20 protein-coding genes and 1 pseudogene are annotated in these 23,676 nt (G+C 68.9%); 4 read left to right on the forward strand and 17 right to left on the reverse strand.

Features of this window, described 5'->3' with window-relative positions:
• Nucleotides 1–13: 13 nt before the first annotated feature.
• On the reverse strand, nt 14–694 hold the full coding sequence (locus EGT67_RS23465; protein WP_127918508.1) for an MBL fold metallo-hydrolase: 681 nt from the start codon (nt 692–694) through the stop codon (nt 14–16).
• 193 nt (nt 695–887) lie between these two features.
• Here EGT67_RS23465 and EGT67_RS23470 point away from each other — a divergent pair, with 193 nt between their 5' ends.
• Both EGT67_RS23470 and EGT67_RS23475 read left to right on the forward strand, forming a co-directional pair.
• Nucleotides 888–1,751, forward strand: coding sequence for a peptidylprolyl isomerase (locus EGT67_RS23470; protein WP_127918509.1), 864 nt, complete (start codon nt 888–890; stop codon nt 1,749–1,751).
• On the forward strand, nt 1,751–2,536 hold the full coding sequence (locus EGT67_RS23475) for a peptidylprolyl isomerase (protein WP_127918510.1): 786 nt from the start codon (nt 1,751–1,753) through the stop codon (nt 2,534–2,536). The genes EGT67_RS23470 and EGT67_RS23475 overlap by 1 nt, the downstream gene beginning before the upstream one ends.
• 77 nt (nt 2,537–2,613) lie before the next feature.
• On the opposite strand, the gene EGT67_RS23480 is transcribed toward EGT67_RS23475, so the two are convergent.
• From EGT67_RS23480 to EGT67_RS23540, 13 genes are all read right to left on the reverse strand, one after another.
• Nucleotides 2,614–4,950, reverse strand: coding sequence for a RelA/SpoT family protein (locus EGT67_RS23480; RefSeq protein WP_127918511.1), 2,337 nt, complete (start codon nt 4,948–4,950; stop codon nt 2,614–2,616).
• An 82-nt stretch (nt 4,951–5,032) separates the two neighbouring features.
• A complete protein-coding gene (locus EGT67_RS23485; RefSeq protein ID WP_127918512.1) occupies nt 5,033–5,599 on the reverse strand; it encodes an adenine phosphoribosyltransferase in 567 nt (188 codons plus the stop codon).
• Between the two features lie 8 nt (nt 5,600–5,607).
• Nucleotides 5,608–7,356, reverse strand: coding sequence for an ABC transporter substrate-binding protein (locus EGT67_RS23490; protein WP_127918513.1), 1,749 nt, complete (start codon nt 7,354–7,356; stop codon nt 5,608–5,610).
• 1 nt (nt 7,357) lies between these two features.
• On the reverse strand, nt 7,358–8,548 hold the full coding sequence (gene secF, locus EGT67_RS23495; protein ID WP_127918514.1) for a protein translocase subunit SecF: 1,191 nt from the start codon (nt 8,546–8,548) through the stop codon (nt 7,358–7,360).
• Nucleotides 8,549–8,550: 2 nt separating this feature from the next.
• Nucleotides 8,551–10,266, reverse strand: a complete 1,716-nt coding sequence (gene secD / locus EGT67_RS23500) for a protein translocase subunit SecD (protein ID WP_164877646.1) — start codon at nt 10,264–10,266, stop codon at nt 8,551–8,553.
• A 140-nt stretch (nt 10,267–10,406) separates the two neighbouring features.
• Nucleotides 10,407–10,736, reverse strand: a complete 330-nt coding sequence (yajC, locus tag EGT67_RS23505; protein WP_127918515.1) for a preprotein translocase subunit YajC — start codon at nt 10,734–10,736, stop codon at nt 10,407–10,409.
• Nucleotides 10,737–10,942: 206 nt separating this feature from the next.
• Nucleotides 10,943–12,067 (reverse strand): Holliday junction branch migration DNA helicase RuvB, encoded by a 1,125-nt coding sequence (gene ruvB, locus EGT67_RS23510; protein WP_127918516.1) that lies wholly within the window; start codon nt 12,065–12,067, stop codon nt 10,943–10,945.
• The gene (gene ruvA / locus EGT67_RS23515) at nt 12,064–12,666 is read right to left on the reverse strand and encodes a Holliday junction branch migration protein RuvA (RefSeq protein ID WP_127918517.1); all 603 of its coding nucleotides are present in this window, start codon (nt 12,664–12,666) and stop codon (nt 12,064–12,066) included. The genes ruvB and ruvA overlap by 4 nt, the downstream gene beginning before the upstream one ends.
• Nucleotides 12,663–13,238: a crossover junction endodeoxyribonuclease RuvC gene (gene ruvC / locus EGT67_RS23520; protein ID WP_127918518.1), complete on the reverse strand. Its 576-nt coding sequence runs from the start codon at nt 13,236–13,238 to the stop codon at nt 12,663–12,665. Before ruvC ends, ruvA begins: the two co-directional genes overlap by 4 nt.
• A 97-nt stretch (nt 13,239–13,335) precedes the next feature.
• Nucleotides 13,336–14,844 carry a DUF1214 domain-containing protein gene (locus EGT67_RS23525; protein ID WP_127918519.1) on the reverse strand — a complete coding sequence of 503 codons (1,509 nt, stop codon included), beginning with the start codon at nt 14,842–14,844 and terminating at the stop codon, nt 13,336–13,338.
• A 94-nt stretch (nt 14,845–14,938) separates the two neighbouring features.
• A complete protein-coding gene (locus EGT67_RS23530; RefSeq protein ID WP_127918520.1) occupies nt 14,939–15,565 on the reverse strand; it encodes a TetR/AcrR family transcriptional regulator in 627 nt (208 codons plus the stop codon).
• Nucleotides 15,566–15,763: 198 nt separating this feature from the next.
• Nucleotides 15,764–17,464: a 3-ketosteroid-delta-1-dehydrogenase gene (locus tag EGT67_RS23535; RefSeq protein WP_277750174.1), complete on the reverse strand. Its 1,701-nt coding sequence runs from the start codon at nt 17,462–17,464 to the stop codon at nt 15,764–15,766.
• A gap of 211 nt (nt 17,465–17,675) precedes the next feature.
• On the reverse strand, nt 17,676–18,428 hold the full coding sequence (locus EGT67_RS23540; RefSeq protein ID WP_127918522.1) for a YebC/PmpR family DNA-binding transcriptional regulator: 753 nt from the start codon (nt 18,426–18,428) through the stop codon (nt 17,676–17,678).
• 293 nt (nt 18,429–18,721) lie between these two features.
• Here EGT67_RS23540 and EGT67_RS23545 point away from each other — a divergent pair, with 293 nt between their 5' ends.
• Nucleotides 18,722–19,702, forward strand: coding sequence for an alpha/beta hydrolase (locus EGT67_RS23545; RefSeq protein ID WP_127918523.1), 981 nt, complete (start codon nt 18,722–18,724; stop codon nt 19,700–19,702).
• Nucleotides 19,703–19,729: 27 nt separating this feature from the next.
• Here EGT67_RS23545 and pdxT read toward each other — a convergent pair whose 3' ends face one another.
• Nucleotides 19,730–20,335, reverse strand: a complete 606-nt coding sequence (pdxT, locus tag EGT67_RS23550) for a pyridoxal 5'-phosphate synthase glutaminase subunit PdxT (RefSeq protein WP_127918524.1) — start codon at nt 20,333–20,335, stop codon at nt 19,730–19,732.
• 358 nt (nt 20,336–20,693) lie between these two features.
• Between pdxT and EGT67_RS25415 the strand changes: the two are divergent.
• Nucleotides 20,694–21,719, forward strand: a pseudogene (locus EGT67_RS25415) (APC family permease); the annotation flags it as partial.
• A 591-nt stretch (nt 21,720–22,310) separates the two neighbouring features.
• Here the strand turns inward: EGT67_RS25415 and EGT67_RS23560 are convergent.
• Together EGT67_RS23560 and EGT67_RS23565 are read right to left on the reverse strand one after the other, a co-directional pair.
• Complete coding sequence (locus EGT67_RS23560; RefSeq protein WP_127918525.1) at nt 22,311–23,132, reverse strand: acyl-CoA thioesterase; 822 nt, start codon at nt 23,130–23,132, stop codon at nt 22,311–22,313.
• 116 nt (nt 23,133–23,248) lie between these two features.
• On the reverse strand, nt 23,249–23,676 hold a 428-nt coding region (locus EGT67_RS23565; RefSeq protein ID WP_476742037.1), incomplete at its 5' end, for a beta/alpha barrel domain-containing protein.

A 23,676-nucleotide genomic window follows, 5' to 3' on the forward strand; every position in this document is an offset into this window, starting at 1 on the left:
TGATTACTTTTCCTTACTGGGAGGCGGTCAGTCCAACGAGAAACGGATTGGCGGCCCGTTCCTGGCCGATCGAGCTCGCACCGCCGTGGCCGGGCAGGATCGCGGTCGTGTCGTCGAGGACGAGCAACTTGCGGGCGATCGACTGCAGCAGCTGCTCGTGATCGCCGCCGGGCAGATCGCTGCGTCCGATCGACCCCTGGAACAACGTGTCACCGGTCAGCGCCACCTGGAGCGGGCCCTCGTCCGTGCCGATCGTGGTCCGCAGGACCACCGAGCCCTGCGTGTGGCCGGGAGTGTGGTCGACGACGAAGTCGATGCCCGCGACGGTGAACTCGTCGCCGTCGGCGAGTTCGATCACCTCGGCGGGCTCACGGAACTCGACGCCGGCGATGAACTGGTTCATCGAGGGACCGATCCCCCGCCCCGGATCGGTGAGCATGTACCGGTCCGCGGGGTGGATGTACGCCGGGATCCCGTACCGCTCGCAGACCGGCTCCACCGACCACGTGTGATCGAGATGACCGTGGGTGAGCAACACCGCCCGCGGCTCGAGGTCCGCCTGCGCGAGGAACTGCACCAGCGGCTCGGTCGCATCCTGCCCGGGATCGACGACGACGCACTCCTTCGCGTCGTCCTGCGCGAGGATGTAGCAGTTGGTCTGGAACATCCCGGCCGGGAATCCGGTGACGAGCACGGTGTCAACTCCTAGAGTTCGGGTCGATTGCGGACCGAAGACGAATCGAATACAGCCTAGGCGTTCGCTCCTCCAGGATCCTCTCAGGATTCGGTGGCAGACTCTGTGCCGCCCACCGACGGAGGCGGGCCCGCGGAACCGACTGCGTAGAGTGCGGAAAATACCGAACAAGACGTACGGGAGGACGACTGCAGTGCCGAGCAATCAGCAGCGCCGGGAGGCGGCGAAACGGAAGCTGGAACGCCAGCTCGAACGACGCGCCGCGCGCGACCGCAAGCGCAAGCAACTGACGATCGCGGGGTCGATCGTCGGCGCGATCGTCGTCGTCGCCGTCGGCGCGGTCGTCGTGACGCTCTCGGGCAAGGACGACGGCGGCTCGACCGAGAACACCGCCGCCTCCGAAACACCCACCGCGGGTGCGCTGCCCGCCGGCCGCGCCGAGGCACTGCCGAACCTCGTCAACTGCAGCTACACCCCCAGCGGCGAGGCTGCCAAGCCCAACACGCCGCCCCGCGCCGAGGGCATCGACACGACCGTGAAGACCGTCAGCGCCAGCATCGAGACCACGCAGGGCCCCATCGGGCTCAGCCTGGCCAACGCCGACTCCCCCTGCACGGTCAACAGCTTCGTGAGCCTCGCGCAGCAGGGGTACTTCGACAACACCCCGTGCCACCGTCTCGTCACCGGGCAGGGCCTGCAGATCCTCCAGTGCGGCGATCCGTCGGGAACCGGCGGCGGCGGTCCGGGCTACCAGTTCGCCAACGAGTTCCCCACCGACCAGTACGCGGCGGGCGACCCCAACGCCCAGACGCCCGCGACGTACCCGCGCGGCACCCTCGCGATGGCCAACGCCGGCCCCGACACCAACGGCAGCCAGTTCTTCCTCGTCTACGGCGACTCGAAGCTGCCGCCGCAGTACACCGTGTTCGGCACCATCGACGAGACCGGTCTCCAGACCATCGAGAAGATCGCCGCCGCCGGCGACGACGGATCGATGTCCGCGGGCGGCGGCAAGCCGAACCTGCCCGTCGACATCACGAGCGTGAGGTTGGACTGATGAAGCGCACCGCCCTCGCAGCGGTCGGACTGGGCGTCGCCCTCGTCCTGACCGGCTGCTCCAACGACAGCGACGGATCCTCCGAGGCGACCACCTCGGCGAGCACGTGGACCACCCCCGCGGCGCCGACGGTCGACATGTCCCGGTTCGGCGCCCTGCCCGCCGTCCCGGCCCCGACCGCGCCGACCGTGGACTGCAGCTACCCCGCCGCGGGCCCGGCCGCCAAGCCGGCCCAGGCGCCCAACGGCACCGGTGTGTCCGACGAGGGCACCGCCACCGTCGCCCTCACCACCAACGAGGGGCCGATCGGGCTGACGCTCGACCGCGCCGCCGCGCCGTGCACCGTCAACAGCTTCGTCAGCCTCACCCAGCAGGGCTACTTCGACGGCACCCCCTGTCACCGACTCTCCACCTCGCCGGGTCTCGAGATGCTGCAGTGCGGCGACCCGTCCGGCAAGGGCACCGGTGGACCCGGCTACGAGTTCGCCAACGAGTACCCCACCACCGCCTACGCCCCGACGGACCCGGCCGCCCAGCAGCCGCTGGTCTACCCCCGCGGCACCGTCGCGATGGCGAACGCGGGCCCCGACACCAACGGCAGCCAGTTCTTCCTCGTCTACGCCGACTCCGTCCTGCCACCGCAGTACACCGTGTTCGGCACCATCTCCGAGGAGGGTCTGACCACCCTCGAGAAGATCGCCGCAGCGGGCGACGACGGCTCGATGTCCGCCGGCGGCGGTGCACCGAACACGCCGGTCACCATCGAGACCGCCAAGGTCGGCTGACCCCACCCGCCGAAAGCTGAAGGGTCCCTTCGCACGCTGTCAGCGCGCGAAGGGACCCTTCAGTCGATTCGGGGCGGCTACGCCGCTGACGTGACGCGGTAGACGTCGTAGACGCCCTCCACGTTGCGCACCACGTTGAGCACATGCCCCAGATGCTTGGGGTCGCCCATCTCGAACGTGAACTTGCTGACCGCCACCCGGTCGCCCGACGTCGTGACCGACGCCGAGAGGATGTTCACCTTCTCGTCGGCGAGCGCCTTGGTCACGTCCGAGAGCAGCCGGTGCCGGTCGAGCGCCTCGATCTGGATCGCCACCAGGAACACCGACGACGGCGACGGTGCCCACTGCACGTCGATGATCCGTTCCGACTGCTCGCGAAGGGAATTCGCGTTGGTGCAGTCGGTGCGGTGCACGCTCACCGCGCCGCCGCGGGTCACGAAGCCCATGATCTCGTCACCCGGGACCGGCGTGCAGCACTTCGCGAGCTTGGCGACCGTTCCCGGCGCACCAGGCACCAGCACACCGACGTCGCCGGTGCGGGGTCGGTTCGTCGGAATCGTCGACGGCGTCGACCGCTCGGCCAGTTCCTCCTCGACCGCGCCGACACCACCGAGATGCGCGACGAGACGCTGCACCACGTGCTGGGCGGACACGTTGTGCTCGCCCACCGCCGTGTACAGCGCGGAGACGTCGGCGTACCGCAACTCGTGCGCGATCGCCGCCATCGACTCGGCATTCATCAAGCGCTGCAACGGAAGTCCGCCGCGACGGACCTCCTTCGCGATGGCGTCCTTGCCGGCCTCGAGGGCCTCCTCGCGGCGCTCCTTCGCGAACCACTGCCGGATCTTCGCCTTCGCCCGCGGCGACACCACGAACGACTGCCAGTCCCGACTCGGTCCGGCGTTGGCCGCCTTCGAGGTGAAGACCTCGACGACCTCGCCGTTCTCGAGCGTGCGTTCCAGGGCGACCAGGCGGCCGTTGACCCGCGCGCCGATACAGCGGTGCCCGACCTCGGTGTGGACCGCGTACGCGAAGTCGACCGGCGTCGACCCCGCCGGGAGCGTGATCACGTCACCCTTCGGCGTGAAGACGAAGATCTCCTTGACCGCCAGGTCGTAGCGCAGCGACTCGAGAAACTCTCCCGGGTCCGCGGCCTCACGCTGCCAGTCGAGCAACTGGCGCATCCACGCCATGTCGTCGACCTCGGCGACGTCGCCGGAGTGCCGCCCCTTGGTCTCCTTGTACCGCCAGTGCGCGGCGATGCCGAACTCCGCGGTGCGGTGCATGTCGCGGGTGCGGATCTGCACCTCGAGCGGCTTGCCCTCGGGGCCGATCACCGTGGTGTGCAGCGACTGGTAGACGCCGTACCGCGGCTGCGCGATGTAGTCCTTGAACCGGCCCGCCATCGGCTGCCACAGCGAGTGCACCACACCGACCGCGGCGTAGCAGTCCCGGATCTCGTCGCACAGGATCCGCACGCCCACCAGGTCGTGGATGTCGTCGAAGTCGCGGCCCTTGACGATCATCTTCTGGTAGATCGACCAGTAGTGCTTGGGGCGTCCCTCCACAGTCGCGTTGATCCGCGACGCCGACAGCGTCGCGTTGATCTCCGCCCGCACCTTCGCCAGGTACGTGTCCCGCGACGGCGCCCGGTCCGCGACCAGCCGCACGATCTCCTCGTACTTCTTGGGGTGCAGGATCGCGAACGCGAGATCCTCGAGCTCCCACTTGACCGTCGCCATGCCGAGTCGATGCGCCAGCGGCGCAATCACTTCCAGCGTCTCACGCGCCTTGCGGGCCTGCTTCTCCGGCGGCAGGAACCGCATCGTGCGCATGTTGTGCAGGCGGTCGGCGACCTTGATCACCAGCACGCGCGGATCGCGGGCCATCGCGATGATCATCTTGCGGATCGTCTCGCCCTCGGCGGCCGACCCGAGCACCACCTTGTCCAGCTTGGTGACGCCGTCGACGAGGTGCGCCACCTCCTCGCCGAACTCGGCGGTCAACTCCTCGAGCGAGTACCCCGTGTCCTCGACGGTGTCGTGGAGCAGCGCGGCCACCAGGGTGGTGGTGTCCATACCCAACTCGGCGAGGATGTTCGCCACCGCGAGCGGATGGGTGATGTACGGGTCGCCCGACTTGCGGAACTGCGTCGCATGCCGCTGCTCGGCGACGTCGTAGGCGCGCTGCAGCAGCGAGAAGTCCGCCTTCGGGTACAGCTCCCGATGCACGGCGACCAACGGCTCGAGCACCGGCCGGACCGGGGCGTTCCGCTGGCCGGTGATGCGCCGCGCCAGCCTGGCCCGAACTCGGCGCGAGGCAGACGTCGGCACCGTCGCGGACTTGTCGGCAGGCGGCGTCGCACCTGTGTTCGCCGCACCTGTGTTCTGGGACCGATCAAGATGTTGGGTCATGCCGTCACCTCCTGCCACCGCGCTGCGGGCGGTCCCTCGGGACCCGGTGGCGCTGCTACACCACCAGGCACAACTGTAGTCCTCAGACCCTGACGAGCGATGTCAGCGGGTACCGCTCGAACCGCTCTCGACCACCCAGCGCCTCGATCTCGAGCACGACGGCCACACCGACCACCTCAGCGCCGGCGCGTGACAGCAGTTCAGCTGCGGCCAGCAGGGTCCCGCCGGTGGCGAGCACGTCGTCGATCACGAACACCCGTCGGCCCGTCAGGTCGGGCGCGTCGCACGGAATCTCCAGCGTCGCCGCGCCGTACTCGAGCGAGTAGCTCTCCGAGTGCACCGGCGGGGGCAACTTGCCGGCCTTGCGCACCGCGAGGACCCCGCACCCCAACTCCATCGCGACGCCGCCACCGAGCAGGAAGCCGCGCGCGTCCACGCCGGCGACGATGTCGGCACCGGCGCCGGCCGCCGCCAACCCCTCGATCACCGAGCGGTAGCCGGGTCCGTCCGCGAACACCGGCGTGAGGTCCGCGAAGCGGACACCCGGGGTCGGAAAGTCGTCACACCACCGGGTGAGCCGCGACACCGCCGTCCCGGCCCGTTCCAGCGCATCGGCGGAATCGGGTGTCGCGGCTTCGGGGGCATCCATCGCAGAAATCACCTGAGAAGTATCCACCTGTCCATGTTCCAGCCGGCACCGGACCTCGTCGGATTCGGCACCACCGCATGCATTCCGTTCGAATGCGCGATGGTCCGGGGCTGGTCGAACAGGGGAACCGTCGGCATCTCGTCCCACAGGATCGCCTCGGCCTCACCCGACAGCGACATCCGCGCGGCGAGCGACCCGTCGACCGCGAGTTGGTCGACCACCTGGTCGAAGCGCCGGTTCGCGAATCCGCCGAAGTTGTCGCCGTTGCCGGATCGCAGCGCGAACCCGGCATCGGTCGGCACGCTCGTGCCGGCCGCCCCGGCCGCCGACGCCGTACCCGCGAGCACCGCGTCCGCCTGCCCCGCCGCGAGGGCGGTCGGGTAGAAGTTCGGGGAGCCGACGTCCTCGACGGTGATCCCCGCGCCCGCACACGACGCCGCGATCTCCTGGACGGTCTGCGCGCGCCGCTCGTCGGGGCCGAGGTACCCGATCCGCACGGTCAGGTTCGACTGCCCGGTCTCCGCGCGGGCCGCCTTCGCTCCGGGGATGTCCGGATCGGTGTACATGCCGCCCTCGGCGGCGACCGCCGACTGGTAGAACAGCGTGTCCGGGGCGGTGATCCGGGAGTCGACGACCCCCGAGCCCGGACCGGACTCCCGGTCGAAGCCCGGATGGCCGAGCTTGTCGAACAGTTGCTGCCGCGGCACGCACAACGCGAACGCACGACGCGCGTCGACCGAGCCGAACACGCCGTGGTTCGCGAGCACGAGCTGCTCCACGCTGCGGGAGGGCCCGTTCACCACCTCGAAGGCGCTGCCCAGGTCCAGGCCCGGAATCGACCCGGAGCCGACGTCGACGACCTCGATGTCACCCTCGTCGATGTGCGACTGCACGTCCGATCCCTTGGGCCACACCACGATTCGGGAGGTCGCGGGCTTGATGCCCCACCAGCGCTCGTTCTCGACGAGCACCAGGCCGCCCTTCTCGGTGTACGAGTCGATCTTGTACGGCCCCGACGACGGCAGCTTGGTCACGTCCACCTCGCCCGGGACGAGCCGCCACCCGGTGTTCCAGAACTCCGCGATGCGGCGCACCGCGTCGGTGTCACCCGACCGGATCGCGCCGACCAGGTCCGGGACCCCGGCCGCCTGCGCGGCCACGTGTGCCGGCATCAGCTCCGTCGCCCCGAACAGCGACTGCCAGTCGAGGAACGACCGACCGGGCTTGAACACCACGGTCGCCTCCTTCGAACCCGGCTCGCAGTCGACCCGATCGATGTCCGCGTAGCCGGCGCGGGTGGCAGCGTCGAACATCGGGGCATGGCCCTCGTCCGCCGAGCGGGTGAACCGCCCGCTGCCTGCCGCCCACGCGAGCACCAGGTCGTCGCACGCGATCGGCACGCCGTCCGAGAACACCGCGGCCGGGTTGATCCGGTACTGCACGGCGAGCACGTCGCCCGGAAGGACACTCGCGCTGGCGAAGTCCGTGTCGGCCACCGGAGTTCCGGACGGCCCGATGTAGTTCGTCCCGGTCAGCACCCGCCCGAAGGCCGCCGCCGCACCGGTCGCCGCCCCCTCCCGAGTGTTGCCGTTGTACGTCGTCACGACGTTGTCGATCGCGTACCCGAGGGACGGGACCTGGTCGGCGGGCTCGCTGCACGCGGTGGCGGCCGCCCCGACCGTCACCGCGGCGGTCAGGGCACCGATCGCCCTGACCACCCGACGACGAGATCCGTGAGGGGTGTTCGTTCCCGGCATGTCAGTGCCTCTTCTTGTTCCGCTTCCCCGTCGGCTGCGCCCCCGGTCGCGGTGCCGTGCCCGCGGTCGACCGCACACGCGGCTCCGGGCGCTCGGCCGCCGCCGGCCTGCCGCCCGACGCCGCCGCCGCACGCTTGGCGTGCACCTTCTTGGTGTGCGCGGCCACCGGCCCCCACCGCTCCTTGATCGAGACCAGCAGCGGCGTGGCGTAGAAGATCGACGAGTAGGCGCCGACGATGATGCCGACGAGCTGGACCAGCGCGAGGTCCTTGAGGGTGCCGACACCCAGCAGCCAGACCGCGACGACGATCAGACCCAGCACCGGCAGGATCGAGATGACGGTGGTGTTGATCGACCGCATGAGGGTCTGGTTCACCGCCAGGTTCGCCTGCTCGGCGTACGTGCGCCGGTTCAGGTGCAGGACGCCGCGCGTGTTCTCCTCGACCTTGTCGTACACGACAACGGTGTCGTACAGCGAGAAGCCGAGGATCGTCAGCAGGCCGATGACGGTCGCGGGCGTCACCTCGAAGCCGACCATCGAGTAGACGCCGGCCGTGACGATCATGTCGAAGAACAGCGAGATGATCGCCGCGATCGCCATGTCGCGTTCGAACCGGATCGCGATGTAGATGCTGACGATCACCAGGAAGACCACCAGCGCGATGAGCGCCTTCTTGGTGATCTGGCCGCCCCACGTCTCACTGACGTCGGCGACGCTGATCGCGTTCTTCGACGGGTTGCCGCTGCTGTCCTCGGGCTGGAACTCGTCGTAGAGCGCGTTCTGCAGCGTGGCGACCTGGGCGGTGTCCAGCGCCTCGGAGCGGATCTCGACCGACGAGCTGGATCCGGAGCCGACGGTCTGCACCGACACCGGTTCCATGCCGAGCGCGTCGGAGTACACCGTCTCGACCTGCTCGGTGGTCACGCCTTCCGGCGTCGGGAACTGGATGCGGGTGCCGCCCTCGAACTCGATGCCGAGCGTGAAACCGCGGACCACGATGCTCAGCAGCGACAGCCCGACGATCACACCGGTCAGCCAGTAGTAGAACTTCCGCCGGCCGACGACCTCGAAGCCGCCGGTGCCGGTATACAGCCGCTGCAGCCAACTGTGGTGCGGCAGCAGGGTCTGGTCGACGCCGGCGTCGGTCATGGACGCGTCCTGCTTCGTTGCGGAGGTGTTCGACTCGGTCATGCTCATGCCTCCATGTCGGACGATGCCGAGCTCGACGCTGCGATCATCTTGCGTTCGCGGGCGACCTGCTGGACTGCGCCGAGACCGTTGACGCTCGGCTTCGACCAGAAGCGGGACTTCGATGCCAGGTAGACGAGCGGCCACGTCACCAGGAACACCACGACCACGTCGAGGATGGTGGTCAGACCCAGGGTGAACGCGAAGCCGCGGACCTGGCCGATCGCCAGCAGGTACAGCACGGCGGCGGCGATGAAGCTGACCGCGTTGCCGGACAGGATCGTGCGGCGGGCGCGGGCCCAGCCACGCGGCACCGCCGAGCGGAAGCTGCGGCCCTCACGCATCTCGTCCTTGATGCGTTCGAAGAACACGACGAACGAGTCCGCGGTCATGCCGATACCGATGATCAGACCGGCGATACCCGCGAGGTCGAGCGTGAAGCCGATGTAGCGGCCCAGCAACACCAGAACGGCGTACACCATCACACCGGACAGGATCAGCGACAGCGCGGTGAGCAGCCCGAGCATCCGGTAGTAGACCAGGCAGTAGAGCAGCACGAGCACGAGGCCGACGGCACCGGCGATGAGGCCGGCCTGCAGCGAGGCGAGGCCCAGGGTCGCCGAGACGGTCTCGGCCTCCGATGCCGAGAACGACAGCGGCAGCGAACCGTACTTGAGCGTGTTCGCCAGCTCCTGCGCCTGGGTCTGCGTGAACTGGCCGGTGATCGACGTCGAGCTGCCGACCGGGGTGGCGCCCTGGACGACGGGGGCGCTGACGACCTTCGAGTCGAGCGTGAAGGCGGCCTGCTTGCCGATGTTCGACGACGTGAACTGCGCCCACGTCGAGCTACCGCTGGACTTGAAGCTCAAGCTCACCTCGTAGCGCGACTGCTGCGCGTTGAAGCCGGACGACGCGTCGGAGATCTCCTGGCCGTCGATGATGCTCGGCGCGAGCAGGTAGACGGTGGTGCCGTCGGTCGAGCACGCGACGAGCGGCAGGTTCGGGTCGTCGTTACCCTGCAGCGGGTCCGGAGCCGCGCAGTCGAGCGTGGCCATCGCCTGCTGCTGGACGGCCGGGTCCTCGCTCTGACGGGTCTCCTTGGCCTTCGCGATCTCGGCGGCCGCGGCCTCCGGCGAACCGGGGGCGGGGGCCTCCGAAGTGGGCGCGGAGGGAGCGGCGGGCGCCTCGGGAGTCGGGGCGGGAGCAGGCTCCGTGGTCTCCGCGGGGTTCTGGGCCGGGAACGGGCGCTCCTGCGGTTCCGGAGTGGCCTCGGGTGCCGCCGGGGCCGGAGTCGGCGCCGCGGGGGCCTCGACGGGCGCCGGCTGCGTTCCCGGCGCGGCCGCCGCCTGCGAACCGATGACCGGCCGGATGTACAGACGTGCCGTCTGGCCGAGCGAACGAGCCTGCGAGCTGTCGTCGCCGGGAACCGTGATGACCAGGTTGTCACCGTCGATGACGACCTCGGAGCCCGAGACACCGAGACCGTTGACGCGGGTCTCGATGATCTGCTGGGCCTGACGCAGGCTTTCCTGGCTGGGCGTGCTGCCGTCCGGCGTGCGCGCTGTGAGGGTGACGCGTGTCCCACCTTGCAGGTCGATCCCCAGTTCGGGGGTCGGGGACTTGTCTCCGGTGAAGAAGACCAACGCATACAGTGCCGCCACGATCACCGCGAAAACGGTGAGCGAGCGCACAGGATGCACCGATCCTGTCGAAGGTGCCACGGTCTGTCTGTCTCCTCGATACGTGCGGTTCGGGTGAGTGACGCAATGAGTGGCAGTGGTCACTGCCGCTCGGACGAGTCAGGCGCGCGCACGCCCTCGTCGGCAGGTCTTCGAACCTGCCGACGAGGGCGGCTACCGCACTACTCGCCGTTCAGACGCCGCTGAGTTTCGTCCGGAGTCTCGTCCGTGTGGTCGACGGTGTCGTCGATCGCGTCGTCCTCGACGAGATGCTCACGGACGACCATGCGGGACCACGTCGTGACGACACCGGGCGCGATCTCGAGATCGATGGTTCCTTCGTCGAGGCCGGCGACGGTGGCGTGCAGGCCGGCCGTCGTCATCACGCGGTCACCGATCTTCAGGGCATCCTGCAGATCGGCCGTCTTCTGCATCTCCTTCTTCTGACGCCGGATGCCGAGAAACATCGGCACCAGCAGAGCAAGGATCAGAAGCGGAAAGATCAATTCCATCGGGAAGTCAGTCCTCGGTTTCGTCACTAGGGGTGTTGCACAGAGCTACGTGCACGGAGCCGGGACGGTGCCGCGCCCCTCCCAGTGTGCCATTCCCAGGTCGATCGAACGGGAATTCGTCACCGATCGCATTCTGCTCATATCGAACACGGCACCCGGATCGACGCGTGATCGAGTCGAACGTCCGGTCGGTTCGCGAGCCGGAATCAGGGCTCCCCGGCCCCCGCGGCGCCCTCGTCGAAGAGGTCGAGTTGCGGTTCGCGGGCCCGGACCTCGATGCCACCGATCGCCGCGTCGGGCGGCGGAGTCAGCCCCAGTTGAGCCCACGCCGCTGCGGTTGCCACCCGACCGCGCGGTGTCCGCGCGATCATGCCGGCCCTGACGAGGAAGGGCTCGCACACCTCCTCGACGGTGCTCGGTTCCTCCCCCACCGCGACCGCGAGCGTCGACACACCGACCGGTCCGCCACCGAAGCTGCGCACCAGTGCACCGAGCACCGCCCGGTCCAGACGGTCCAGCCCGAGCGGGTCCACGTCGTAGACCGCCAAGGCGGCCTTCGCGACGTCACGGGTGACGACGCCGTCCGCACGGACCTCGGCGTAGTCACGGACGCGCCGCAGCAGTCGGTTCGCGATACGCGGCGTGCCCCGCGACCGGCCCGCGATCTCCGTGCTCGCCTCCTCGCCGAGGTCGACGCCGAGGATGCCGGCCGAGCGCAGCAGGATCCGCTGCAGTTCGTGTGGCTCGTAGAAGTCCATGTGGGCGGTGAACCCGAACCGGTCGCGCAGCGGGCCGGTGAGGGAGCCCGACCGCGTGGTGGCACCCACCAGGGTGAACGGCGCGATCTCGAGCGGGATCGACGTCGCGCCCGGGCCCTTGCCGACGACGACGTCGACGCGGAAGTCCTCCATCGCGAGGTACAGCATCTCCTCGGCGGGGCGGGCCATCCGGTGGATCTCGTCGATGAACAGCACGTCGCCCTCGACGAGGTTGCTGAGCATCGCCGCGAGATCGCCCGCCCGCTCGAGCGCCGGACCGGACGTGAGCCGCAGCGACGTCCCCAGTTCGGTGGCGATGATCATCGCCATGCTCGTCTTGCCGAGACCGGGCGGACCGGACAGCAGGATGTGATCGGGGGTGCCGCCGCGCATCTTCGCGCCCGCAAGCACCAACTGGAGCTGTTCGAGCACGCGCGGCTGCCCGATGAAGTCGTCGAGGCTCCGGGGCCGCAGGCTGGCCTCGATCTCGCCGTCCGACGGGACGAAGTCGGCGGTCACCGCGGACTCGTCGTCGGCGACGTCGAGGCCGTCGAACCCGTCCGGGTCGGTCATCGCGTCTTACCCAGCAGCGCGAGCGCCGACCGCAGCACCTTCGACGTCGCGGCATCGGGGTCGGCGGCCAGGACGGTGTCGGTGGCCTTCTCCGCCTGATCGAGCCGGAACCCGAGCCCCGTCAGCGCCTCGACGACCTGGTCCCGTACGGCGCCCGCCGCACCCGGCACGACACCGGGCGCATCGCCGGTGGCCGGGACGGCCTCGACCTTGTCGCGCAGTTCGACGACCATGCGTTCCGCACCGCGCTTGCCGATCCCCGGCACCCGCGTCAACGCGGTCACGTTGCCCTCGGCGAGCGCCTTGCGCAGCGCCTCCGGCTCGAGGACCGCGAGGATCGCCATCGCCAGGCGCGGACCCACACCCGACACGGTCTGCAGGAGTCCGAACAGGTCGCGGGACTCGGCGTCGGCGAACCCGTACAGCGTCATCGAGTCCTCGCGGACGATCATCGCCGTGAGCAGTCGCGACTCCTCGCCCCGACGGAGCGTCGCCAACGTCGCCGGGGTCGCGTTGAGGCGGTACCCGACGCCGGTGGCCTCGATCACCACATGGTCCAGCCCGATCTCGAGGACCTCACCCCGCACCGAAGCGATCAACGTTTCCCTGCCTTCCCGGCCGCAATTTCCTTGAGCCGCAACTCGTACCGCCGCTTCTGTTCCGCCGCCGCGGCCTCCGCCGCCGCCATCCGGTCGAGCATCGGCGCGCGCCAACAATGGCAGATCGCGAGGGCGAGCGCGTCGGCCGCATCGGCGGGCTTGGGCGCCGCATCCAGTCCGAGGATCCGCGTGACCATCGCGGTGACCTGCTTCTTGTCGGCGGTGCCGCTGCCGGTGACGGCGGCCTTCACCTGGCTCGGCGTGTGGAAGCACACGGGGATACCCCGTCTGGCCGCGGCCAGCGCGACGACCCCGCCCGCCTGCGCGGTGCCCATCGCGGTCCGCACGTTGTGCTGCGAGAACACCCGCTCGACCGCGACGACGGTGGGCCGGTAGCGGTCGAGCCACTCCTCGGCGGCGTCCGAGATCCCCAACAGCCGTGACGCCAGGTCCATGTCCGGCGGGGTGCGCACGACGTCGACCGCCACCGGCTTCACCTCGCGTCCACGGCCGGCGTCGACGACGCCGAGACCGCACCGCGTCAGACCGGGATCGACCCCCAGAACACGCACGCGCCCACCTCTCGCACCACATCCGAACAGCTGTTCGAGCATAGCGGGAGGCGGGCGCGCGGTGGGCACCAACACGCGGTCGGCACCCGAACTCGACCTACTGGACGCGGACTATTCCGGGCATCGCGTACGAACCGTCGATCAGGCCGGTGGTAGGGCCGTAGAAGCGGGCGGCCAGCTGGAATCCGCCGTCGCGCGACGTGGGCAGCCAGTTGCGGGCCTGCTCGGGATCGGCCGGCCGGTCGGGCTGCAGGTAGAAGGTCAGCTTGCCGTCGACGACGGAGTACTGGCCGGCCTTCAACAGCTCACTGGTCGTGCTGTAGCGATCGATCGGGTTGTCGATGAAGTACCCGGCCGAGTCGTAGACCGGCAGTTCCCAGAACTCCGTCGTCGGCGGCAGGTCGTTCACGTCGAACGTGAGCGTGTACCGGTTCCGGCCGTCCAGCGGACGCCCCTCGCTGTCGTCGAAAACGTATGCGATGGTGTGGGAGTCGTACGGAACGGGTGTCCCCCACGCGACGTCGTCGGCACCGGCCTTCGCGACGTAGTCGAGGTCGTCGAAGAACAGACTCGACTGCAGTCTCCACCCGTTCATGTCGATCTGGGTGTTCTCGAAGGCGCTCTTGGCGGCCTTGCGGGCACGGGCGAATCCTTCGTCGATGCTCGCCTTCTGCTCGTCGGTGACCTGAGCCGGGTCGAAGATCGTGCCCTCCTCGAGCCCGAGTCGCGAGAGTCGGTCGAGCGTCTCGGTCTCCTTCACCGAGTCGCTGCGCAGGGTGAGTGACGGATCGTTGATCGACAGGCTCAGCAGCTGCAGGTAGTCGATCGCGGTCATCGACTTGCCGATGTCGGAGATCTGATCCATGCGGGGGAAGCTGCGGTAGTCGCCCTTGACGACGGGCTGCTCGGCCAGCGGCGGCACCCGCCCGCCGTTCGCGGTCCACAGGCTCAGCGGCGCTGCCTGCACGCCGGACACCGTCGCCCGGGCGGCCGCCAGGTCGGCGTCGTCGCGGGTCGTCACCCCCACGCGAACCGCGATGGTGAACGAGTCGGAGCTGGCCTTGACGATCTCGGTGCCCTTGAATCCTGCGGGCAGGTCACCGCGCCACTCGGGTCCCACGATGACGTAACGCTGCGGCGCATTACCGCTGAACTGCGAGCCGGCCTTGAAGAACGTCGTGACGTTCTGATCCATGGCCTGCACACTCCAGTACCGGCCGTCGGTCACCGCCGGGATCTCGACCACGATCGGCTCCTTCGAGGTGTCGAAGGTCCCGCCGTTGTACAGCGTCGACGCGTTGACCGTCGTGGCGAATCGAATCTTGGCATCGAACAGATTCATCTGCGGCTGCATGCGATTGACGCCGCGGTAGGCGGGTTGGCCCTCCATCTGGGTGTACACGTGCCGGAGCTCGTAGTAGCCGGCGATGTTCAGCCCCCAGTAGAACGCCTCTTCGGTCAGCGCGGCGACCTCCTCGCCCGAGAGCGACGAATCGATCGGTCCCGCCTCCCCTTCGGCCGAGGCGGCCGAGCCGCACCCACTCACCAGGGCCAGGGCCGACAGAACCGCCGCGATTCCTGTCATCGACTTCTTCGTCGTTCGCATCGAAATCCTCCTTGTGCATGCATCTGGAGCGCTGAATTAATACGGAGTGTCTTAAAGTGCGGGCGCACAGAGGCGACCCGTGACTCGGTGGAGGTCAGGGCGCTGCGAGAAAGGCGAGCGTGCCGCTGATCAGGCCTTCGACCGACTCGATCGCGGCCGAGCGCGTCATCTGCCTGTACTCGAGTCGACGCTCGACATCTGCCAGGACCGCCGTGACCAACTGGCTCATCTGGCGTATGCGCTCGGCGCGCACCGACTCGGGCAGGTGGTCGAGTCGGGTCTCGAGTTCGCTCGTGATCGTCTTCACGCCCCGGTTGTGGCGCTGGTGGAAGGGCTCGAAGTCGCCCGACCCCTCGCCCAGGTACCGGTGGATGAAACGCGCGTACGAATTTGCGCCCTCGGCCTCGACCACCGCCGATCCCAGCGGCCGGATGTACGCCTCGACGAGGTCGGCCGGCGAATGCTCGCTCCGCGCCGCGAGCATCGCCAGCCGATGCTCGTTCAACGGGATCAGCCGGAAGTCGTACAGCGCGAGGATCAGCGCCTGCTTGGTCTTGAAGTGGTACTGCACAGCGGAGTTGTTCCGCTGCCCCGCGGCCGCGCCGATCTCCCGCAGCGACACGTTCGCCACGCCACGCTGCGCGAACAGGCGTTCGGCCGCGAGCAGTATCTTGCGCTGGACGTCGGTGAGGGCTGCGATGTCCGGTGCGGTCGCTGCCATCGTGTCGCCTCCCTCTTCCTCGATCACCGCCACACGCGGTGTGTGGCAGTCGGTAAGTCGTAGTGTCTTAGACGATGTTCGCGGGCGGGAATCGGTCCGACCAGAGTGGATTCCACCCAGTGGAACCGACGATCCGCCACGCCGCCCGCGGGTCGTCCGCAGTCCCGGTTCCCCGGAACCGCGGACGACCGTTCGGTGTCAGAGTGCGCGCTGCGCGGCGTCGTGTGCCGCGATGTACCCGTACACGAGTCCCTGCCCGATCGTCGCACCGGCACCCGGGTAGGTGTCGCCGAACGCGTTCGCCGCCGTGTTGCCGATGGCATAGAGCCCGGCGACGGTGCTGCCGTCCTCGCGAAGCACCCGCCCGCGTTCGTCCGCCAGGACGCCGCCGCACGTGCCGAGGTCGCTGAGCGTCATCTTCACCGCGTAGTAGGGACCCCGGTTCAAGGGGCGCAGGTTCGGGTTCGGGGTGACGGTCGGATCGCCGTAGTAGCGGTCGTAGGCGCTGGCACCGCGCTGGAAGTCCGCGTCGATGCCGGCGGCCGCGGCTTCGTTGAATCGACGGAACGTCTCGGCGAACGCCCCCTCGGGAAGGCCCACCGAGCGAGCGAGTTCGACCGGGTCGGACGACTGGTGCGCGATCCCGGCGTCGTACCAGGACTGGGGCAACGGCTGACGGGGGAACAGCCCCGCCGCGAAGATGTAGCTGTTGCGGTACGCCTGATCGAAGATGATCCACATGGACTCGACCTGGTCGCCGGCGCGTTCACGCTCGAGGATGCGCTGGCCGAACGACATGTAGTCGGTGGACTCGTTGACGAAGCGGCGACCGGTGTGATCGACGATGAACGAACCGGGCAGCGACCGTTCTGCCAGCATGACCAGGGGATCGCGACCCGGCAGCGCCGCGACCGCGGGGAACCACCAGGCCTGGTCCATGAGTCCGGTCCCCGCGCCGAGCTGCTGCGCGATCCGGATACCGTCTCCCGTGTTCCCCTCCGCGCCGAAGCTCTCGTGTTCGGCGAGATTCTCCGACTGGAACTTCCGACGCATGTCCATGTCGTGGTCGAAGCCGCCGGTCGCGAGCACCACGCCGCGCCGCGCCGTCACGGTCACCTCGCGGCCGTTCTGCGCGACCACCGCGCCGGTGACGTCGTCGCCGTCGGTGATCAGGCTGACGAGGGACGTCTCGGTCCAGACCGGGATCTTGGCGTCGAGCACTCCCGCGAACAAACCGGCGGCGAGGGCTTGCCCACCCGCCATGTACTCGCGCTTGAGAGCCAGCCCGCCGATGCCCTGCGCGGCCCGCTTCAGGATCCGCGGCAGACCCTTGGACGGGACTCGCGCGACGAGGTTCATCCACTTGTAGTCCGCGCCGGTGGTCGGCATCGGGACCGGGGCCTCCATCACGCCCGGACGGAGCCGCGGACGCTCGGCGCCCAGAACCGAGGCGTCGAAGGGCAGGCACTCACAGGTCCGGCCCGCCGCGGATCCGCCGGGCAGTTCGGGGTGGTAGTCGGAGTATTCCTTGGCCCAGAAGAATCGCATCGGGGTGGTGCGGCGCAGCATGTCGACGGTGGCGGCGCCGTAGTCGAGGAACGCGCTTCCACGTTCGGCCGGCGCGGAACCGTCGACCACGGAGCGGACGTACGTCCGCGCGCGCTCGAGCGTGTCCCCGGCACCGGATTCCTGCAGGACCGGATTGGCGGGGATCCAGAACGCACCACCGGATCGTGCCGTCGATCCGCCCACGTACTGCGTCTTCTCGACCACGAGCGTGGACAGACCCAACTCGTTCGCGGCGAGGGCTGCGGCCATCCCCGTTCCGGCTCCGACGACGAGAAGGTCGACGGTGATGTCGCGTGCGGGGGTCGGGGCCAACTCTCGACTGTTGCTCACGGGCACTCTCCTGTTCCTCGGGATAGTGCGCTGAACGCTAGAGCCGGGACAGGGGCACCGCCACCGCAGATCCCGTGGGGCGGGACTCTTTGTGATCCCGACCACCGGAGAGGACGGCGCCATCGTGTGCGCCCCCGGAATGCAGAACTCCCGCCCGTGAAGCGGTCCTTGGGCGACCGGGTTCACGAGCGGGAGAACGTCCGCTCTTCGACTACGCGTCGAGTTCGGCGAGCACCTCGTCCGAGACGTCGACGTTGGTGTAGACGTTCTGGACGTCGTCGGAGTCCTCGAGCGCGTCGACGAGCTTGAACACCTTGCGGGCGCCCTCGACGTCGACGGGAACCTCGACGGAGGCCCGGAAGTCGGGATCGGCCGACTCGTAGTCGACACCGGCGTCGACGAGTGCGGTGCGCACGGGGATCAGGTCGCCGGCCTCGCACACGATCTCGAAGGAATCGCCGAGGTCGTTGATCTCCTCGGCACCGGCCTCGAGCACGATCTCCAGCAGGTCGTCCTCGGTGCGCCCGTTCTTCTCGAGCACCACGACGCCCTTGCGGGTGAACAGGTAGGAGACCGAACCCGGGTCAGCCATGTTGCCGCCGTTGCGGGTCATCGCGGTACGGACCTCGCCGGCAGCGCGATTGCGGTTGTCGGTGAGGCACTCGATCAGCACCGCGACACCGTTGGGGCCGTAGCCCTCGTACATGATGGTCTGCCAGTCGGCGCCGCCGGCTTCCTCGCCGCCGCCGCGCTTGCGGGCGCGCTCGATGTTGTCGTTGGGGACCGAGCTCTTCTTGGCCTTCTGGATGGCGTCGTAGAGGGTGGGGTTACCCGACGGATCGCCGCCACCCGTCCGAGCCGCCACCTCGATGTTCTTGATCAGCTTCGCGAACATCTTGCCGCGCTTGGCGTCGATCACGGCCTTCTTGTGCTTGGTGGTGGCCCATTTGGAGTGGCCGCTCATTCGTGGGAGCCCCTTCCTGCAGTGTGCCGTGGCAGATACGACAAATCCCACGGCAATCGACTGCACACTTGTCGGAGGTTCGATGCTACCTGCATACCTCCGCGGCCCGGATACACCGCCTCCCCCGGAAGGTCACGATCCGGTTGAAGTTGCTGCGTTCCCGGGACACTCGGTCCATTCCGGTAGACCCTTCGAGAGACATCCAGGACGTCGACATCGAGTACGACGGGGCGGGCATCTCGCGCGGGGGCGCGGACCAACCAGGGGCCGACCGTTGGGGGAAGGGCGAAGGAATGCGCATTCACAGACCGGGATTCACGAGACGGCTCAAACAACGTCTGATCGGCATGACGGCAGCGGTACTCGTGCTTCCCGCCTTCGCTGTGGTCGCCGGCACCTCGACCGCGGCGGCGGCGCCGTCCGGCGGCTACGAGGAAGTCTTCGTCAACTCGCAGATGGGGCCGATCAAGGTCCAGATCCAGTGGGCGGCCCGGGGCGGCAATGCGGCGCTGTACCTGCTCGACGGCTTGCGCGCCCGGGACGACCGCAACGCGTGGTCGTTCGAGACGAATGCGTTCGACCAGTTCGGCAACGACAACATCACCCTGGTGATGCCGGTCGGTGGCCAGTCCAGCTTCTACACGGACTGGTACGCGCCCAGTAACTTCAACGGGCAGAAGGTCACCTACAAGTGGGAGACCTTCCTGACCCGGGAACTTCCCGACTACCTCGCGACCCGCGGCGTCTCCCGGTCCAACAACGCGATCACCGGACTGTCGATGGGTGGATCGGCGGCACTGACCCTGGCCGCGTACCACCGCGACCAGTTCAAGTACGCCGGTTCGTTCTCCGGATACCTGAACATCTCGGCACCCGGCATGCGTGAGGGCATCCGCATCGCGATGCTCGACTCGGGCGGATACAACGTCGACTCGATGTGGGGCCCGCCGTGGAGCCCGGCATGGCTGCGCAACGATCCGTTCGTGTTCGCCCCGCAGCTTCGCGGGCTGTCGCTGTACATCTCGTCGGGCAACGGCCTGATGGGCGAGTTCGACCGGCCGGTCGGCTCCGTCGGGTCGTTCAACACCTCGAACGCGATGGGCCTCGAGGCCCTCGCACTCGCGAACACGCGTGCCTTCCAGATACGCCTGAACTCCCTCGGGATCCCGGCGACCTTCGATTTCACGACCAGCGGAACCCACTCGTGGGCCTACTGGTCCGAGGAACTGTGGAAGTCGCGCCCACAGATCCTCGACACCATGAACGCCTGGTGATCCTCGGACGGTGACGTGGTGCGGGGGTCAGTTCCCCCGCACCACGTCCACGAACAGGCCGTGCACCCGACGGTCACCGGTGACCTCCGGGTGGAACGAGGTGGCCAGGACCGAGCCCTGGCGCACGGCCACGATGTGATCGGCCGCGGGTCCTTCCGGCACCCGTGCGAGCACCTCGACGCCCGGTCCGACGCGCTCGACCCACGGCGCGCGGATGAACACCGCGCGCACCGGGTCGCCGTCGATGCCGGCGAAGTCGAGATCCGCCTCGAACGAATCGACCTGACGACCGAAAGCGTTGCGCCGCACCGTGATGTCGAGCCCGTTCAGATGCTCGGCGTCGGGACGCGTATCGAGGACCTCGCTCGCGAGCAGGATCATCCCGGCGCAGGATCCGTAGGCGGGCATGCCGGCCTTCAGCCGCGCACGCAGCGGCTCGAGCAGCTCGAAGACGGTCAGCAGGCGACTCATCGTCGTCGACTCACCACCCGGAATGACCAGTCCGTCCACGGATTCGAGTTCCGAGAGCCTGCGAACGCCGATGCCGCGGGCCCCGCAGGATTCGAGTGCCGCGAGGTGTTCGCGAACATCGCCCTGCAGTGCGAGCACGCCGATCGTCGGTTGATTTGCCACGAGTGAATGTCCTGCACTATTCGACGTTATTGACTCCCGAAACGCTATCAGCCACGGCTTCCCGGGCGATCGAGCGGCCGGGCGGACCGACGGCGTCAGGAACCTCACCGGCAGCGTCAAACCCCCGTCAACAGACCCGGCGAGCCCGGCCACGGCTCCCACAATCGGCAGTGTGATCGATACACGTGTCCGCGCAGGTGGTGCAGCGGCCCTACGACGGAACAATCGCACCGACCGGAACAAGCTCACCGTCGCCACCGGGCTCGCCGGTCTGTCGCTCGACGCCCTCGCGTCGGTCGCATACGGCCCCGAGGCGGTCGTGCTCGTCCTCGCCGCCGCCGGTGGGACCGGACTGGGCATGACGGTGCCCGTGACGCTTTCCATCGCGTTCCTGCTCGCGGTCCTGGTGGCGTCGTATCGCCAGGTGATCGCCGCGTTCCCCGACGGCGGAGGCGCGTACGCGGTCGCCAAGACACACCTCGGCCGCCGCGCAGGGCTGACCGCCGCCGCGTCGCTCGTCCTCGACTACGTCCTCAACGTCGCCGTCTCGATCGCCGCCGGCGTCGCGGCACTCACCTCGGCGATACCGGCTCTCCTCCCCTGGACGCTGTGGATCTGCCTGCTGGTCCTCGCCGTCGTCACCGCCCTCAATCTGCTCGGAATCGCCTACAGCGCACGCGCGTTCATGCTCCCGACGGCCGCGTTCGTGATCGGCATCCTCACGGTGATCGTCGTGGGACTGCTGCGGTCCGAACCCGCCACCGTCGCGCAGGGCGAGGCGATCGCCACCAACGTCACGACGGTCGGTGCGCTGCTGCTGCTCAAGGCCTTCTCGAGCGGGTGCGCCGCCCTGACCGGGGTGGAGGCCGTCGCGAACGCCGTGCCCAGCTTCCGCCGCCCCCGCGTCCGGACCGCGCAGCGGACCGAGGTCGCACTCGGTGCGCTGCTCGGCACCATGCTCCTGGGACTCGCCGTCCTCATCGAGAAGTTCGAGGTTCACCCGATCGCGGGCACCACGGTGCTGTCCCAGGTCACCGAGGCGGCCCTCGGCGGGGGCCTCGGCTACTACCTGGTCCAGGGCACGACCGTGGTGCTCCTCGCGCTCGCCGCGAACACGTCGTTCGGTGGCCTGCCGACGCTGCTGCGACTGCTCGCCGACGACGATTGCCTGCCGCACCGGTTCGCCGCACGGTCGGGCCGCGAGGTATACCGATTCGGCGTGCTGTGCCTGGCCGGAGCCGCCGGGGCGCTGCTCGTGGGTGCGGGCGGCAGCATGAACGCCCTGGTGCCGCTGTTCGCGATCGGCGTGTTCGTGGGCTTCACGCTCGCCCAGGCCGGCCTCGTCCGGCACTGGCGTTCGGTGCGCTCCCCCGGTTGGAAATGGCGCGCCCTGCTCAACGGCTGCGGCGCCACGCTCACCGCGATCGCCGCCGTGGTCACCGCGACGATGAAGTTCACCGAAGGCGCGTGGCTGATCGCGCTGGCCCTGCCCACGCTCGTGTTCGCGATGGAACGGGTGCACCGCACCTACCAGTTCGGTGCGCCGCTGCGGCGACCGTTGGTTGGGGGCGAGGAACCCGACCCCCTCGATCCACTCGTGCTCGTCCCGGTTGCCGAGGTTTCCGAAGCAGGCCGCGAAACCCTCGCGATGTCAACAGCACTCGGCCGCGACGTCGTCGCCGTGCACGTCACCGAACCCGGCCGATCCGTGCGCGCGTTCACCAAGGCCTGGGATGCCTGGCATCCCGACGTCCGCCTCGTCCTGCTCGACCACGAGCACGGATCGGTCGGGCGCCCCATCGCGCGATGGCTCCGCCGCACCTACGCGCAGCGCCGCGTGATCGTCGTCGTCGGAGAGATCGCACCGACGTCCCGCTGGCAGAACCTCATCCCCGGTCCCCGCGCCGCGGAACTGCGGCGGGCACTACGCGGGCGCCCCGACACCGTCGTGTGCCGACTGCAGTTGGCGCCGCGATCAGTCGGCGCGCAGCAGCCGGGTCAGGCCCTCCTGGACAACGGCCGCAACGAGATTGCCGCGCCGGTCGAAGATCCGGCCCTGGGTGAGTGCACGACCGAACCCCGCCGACGGCGAGGTCTGGTCGTAGAGCAGCCAATCGTCGGCGCGGAAGGGCCGCATGAACCACAGCGCGTGATCGAGTGAGGCGCTCTGGATCGGCGTGTCCGGGTGGATCGTGCTGGCCGACGCGAGCAGCGTCATGTCGCTCATGTAGGCGAGCGTGCAGATGTGGAACACCGGATCGTCCGGCAGCGCCTCACGGGACCGGAACCAGACCTGCTGCTGGACCGGGACACCGGGCCGACGCCCGATCCGGTCGGCCGGCACGTACCGCAGGTCCCAGTCCGCCCACTCGCGGAACTCCCACGACATCTCCTCCGATCGGAGCGTCGATGCGTCGGGCAACTCCTCGGGATCCGGAACCGGCGGCATGACGTCCTCGTGCTCGATGCCCTCGTCCAGGACGTGGAACGACGCCGACATCGTGAAGATCGCCTGCCCGTCCTGCACGGCGGTCACCCGCCGGGTGACGAACGACCGGCCGTCGCGAATCCGGTCGACGAGGTAGACGATCGGCATGACGGGGTTGCCGGGACGCAGAAAGTACCCGTGCAGTGAATGGACGTGGAAGTGCTCGTCGACCGTGCGTACCGCCGACACCAGTGCCTGACCGGCCACCTGCCCACCGAAGGTGCGCGGAAGCATCGTCTCGGTGGCGATCCCCCGGAAGATGTCCTTCTCGAGCCGCTCGAGTTCCAGGATCTGCTCGATCTTCGCCATGTCGGGTCTCCTTCCAGGGACGCCCGCTCAGGCTAGCAACGCAGAAACACGAACGCGGTGAGAGCCACACCGGCCCTCACCGCGTTCGTCAGGTCTGGATCGACCCGCTGCTCAGGTCACCAGCCGCGCTCGGCGAGGCGGTGGGGCTGGGGGATGTCGTCGACGTTGATGCCGACCATGGCCTCGCCCAGGCCGCGGGAGACCTTCGCCAGGACGTCGGGGTCGTCGTGGAAGGTGGTGGCCTTGACGATCGCGGCGGCGCGCTCGGCGGGGTTGCCGGACTTGAAGATGCCCGAGCCGACGAACACACCCTCGGCACCGAGCTGCATCATCATCGCCGCGTCCGCGGGGGTCGCGATGCCGCCGGCGGTGAACAGGGTGACCGGGAGCTTGCCGGCCTTGGCGACCTCGACGACCAGGTCGTAGGGGGCCTGCAGTTCCTTCGCGGCGACGTACAGCTCGTCCTCGGGCAGCGAGGTCAGGCGGCGGATCTCCTGACGGATCTTGCGCATGTGGGTGGTGGCGTTGGAGACGTCGCCGGTGC

The sequence above is a fragment of the Prescottella agglutinans genome (assembly GCF_004011865.1).
In the GTDB taxonomy this organism is placed as follows: domain Bacteria; phylum Actinomycetota; class Actinomycetes; order Mycobacteriales; family Mycobacteriaceae; genus Prescottella; species Prescottella agglutinans.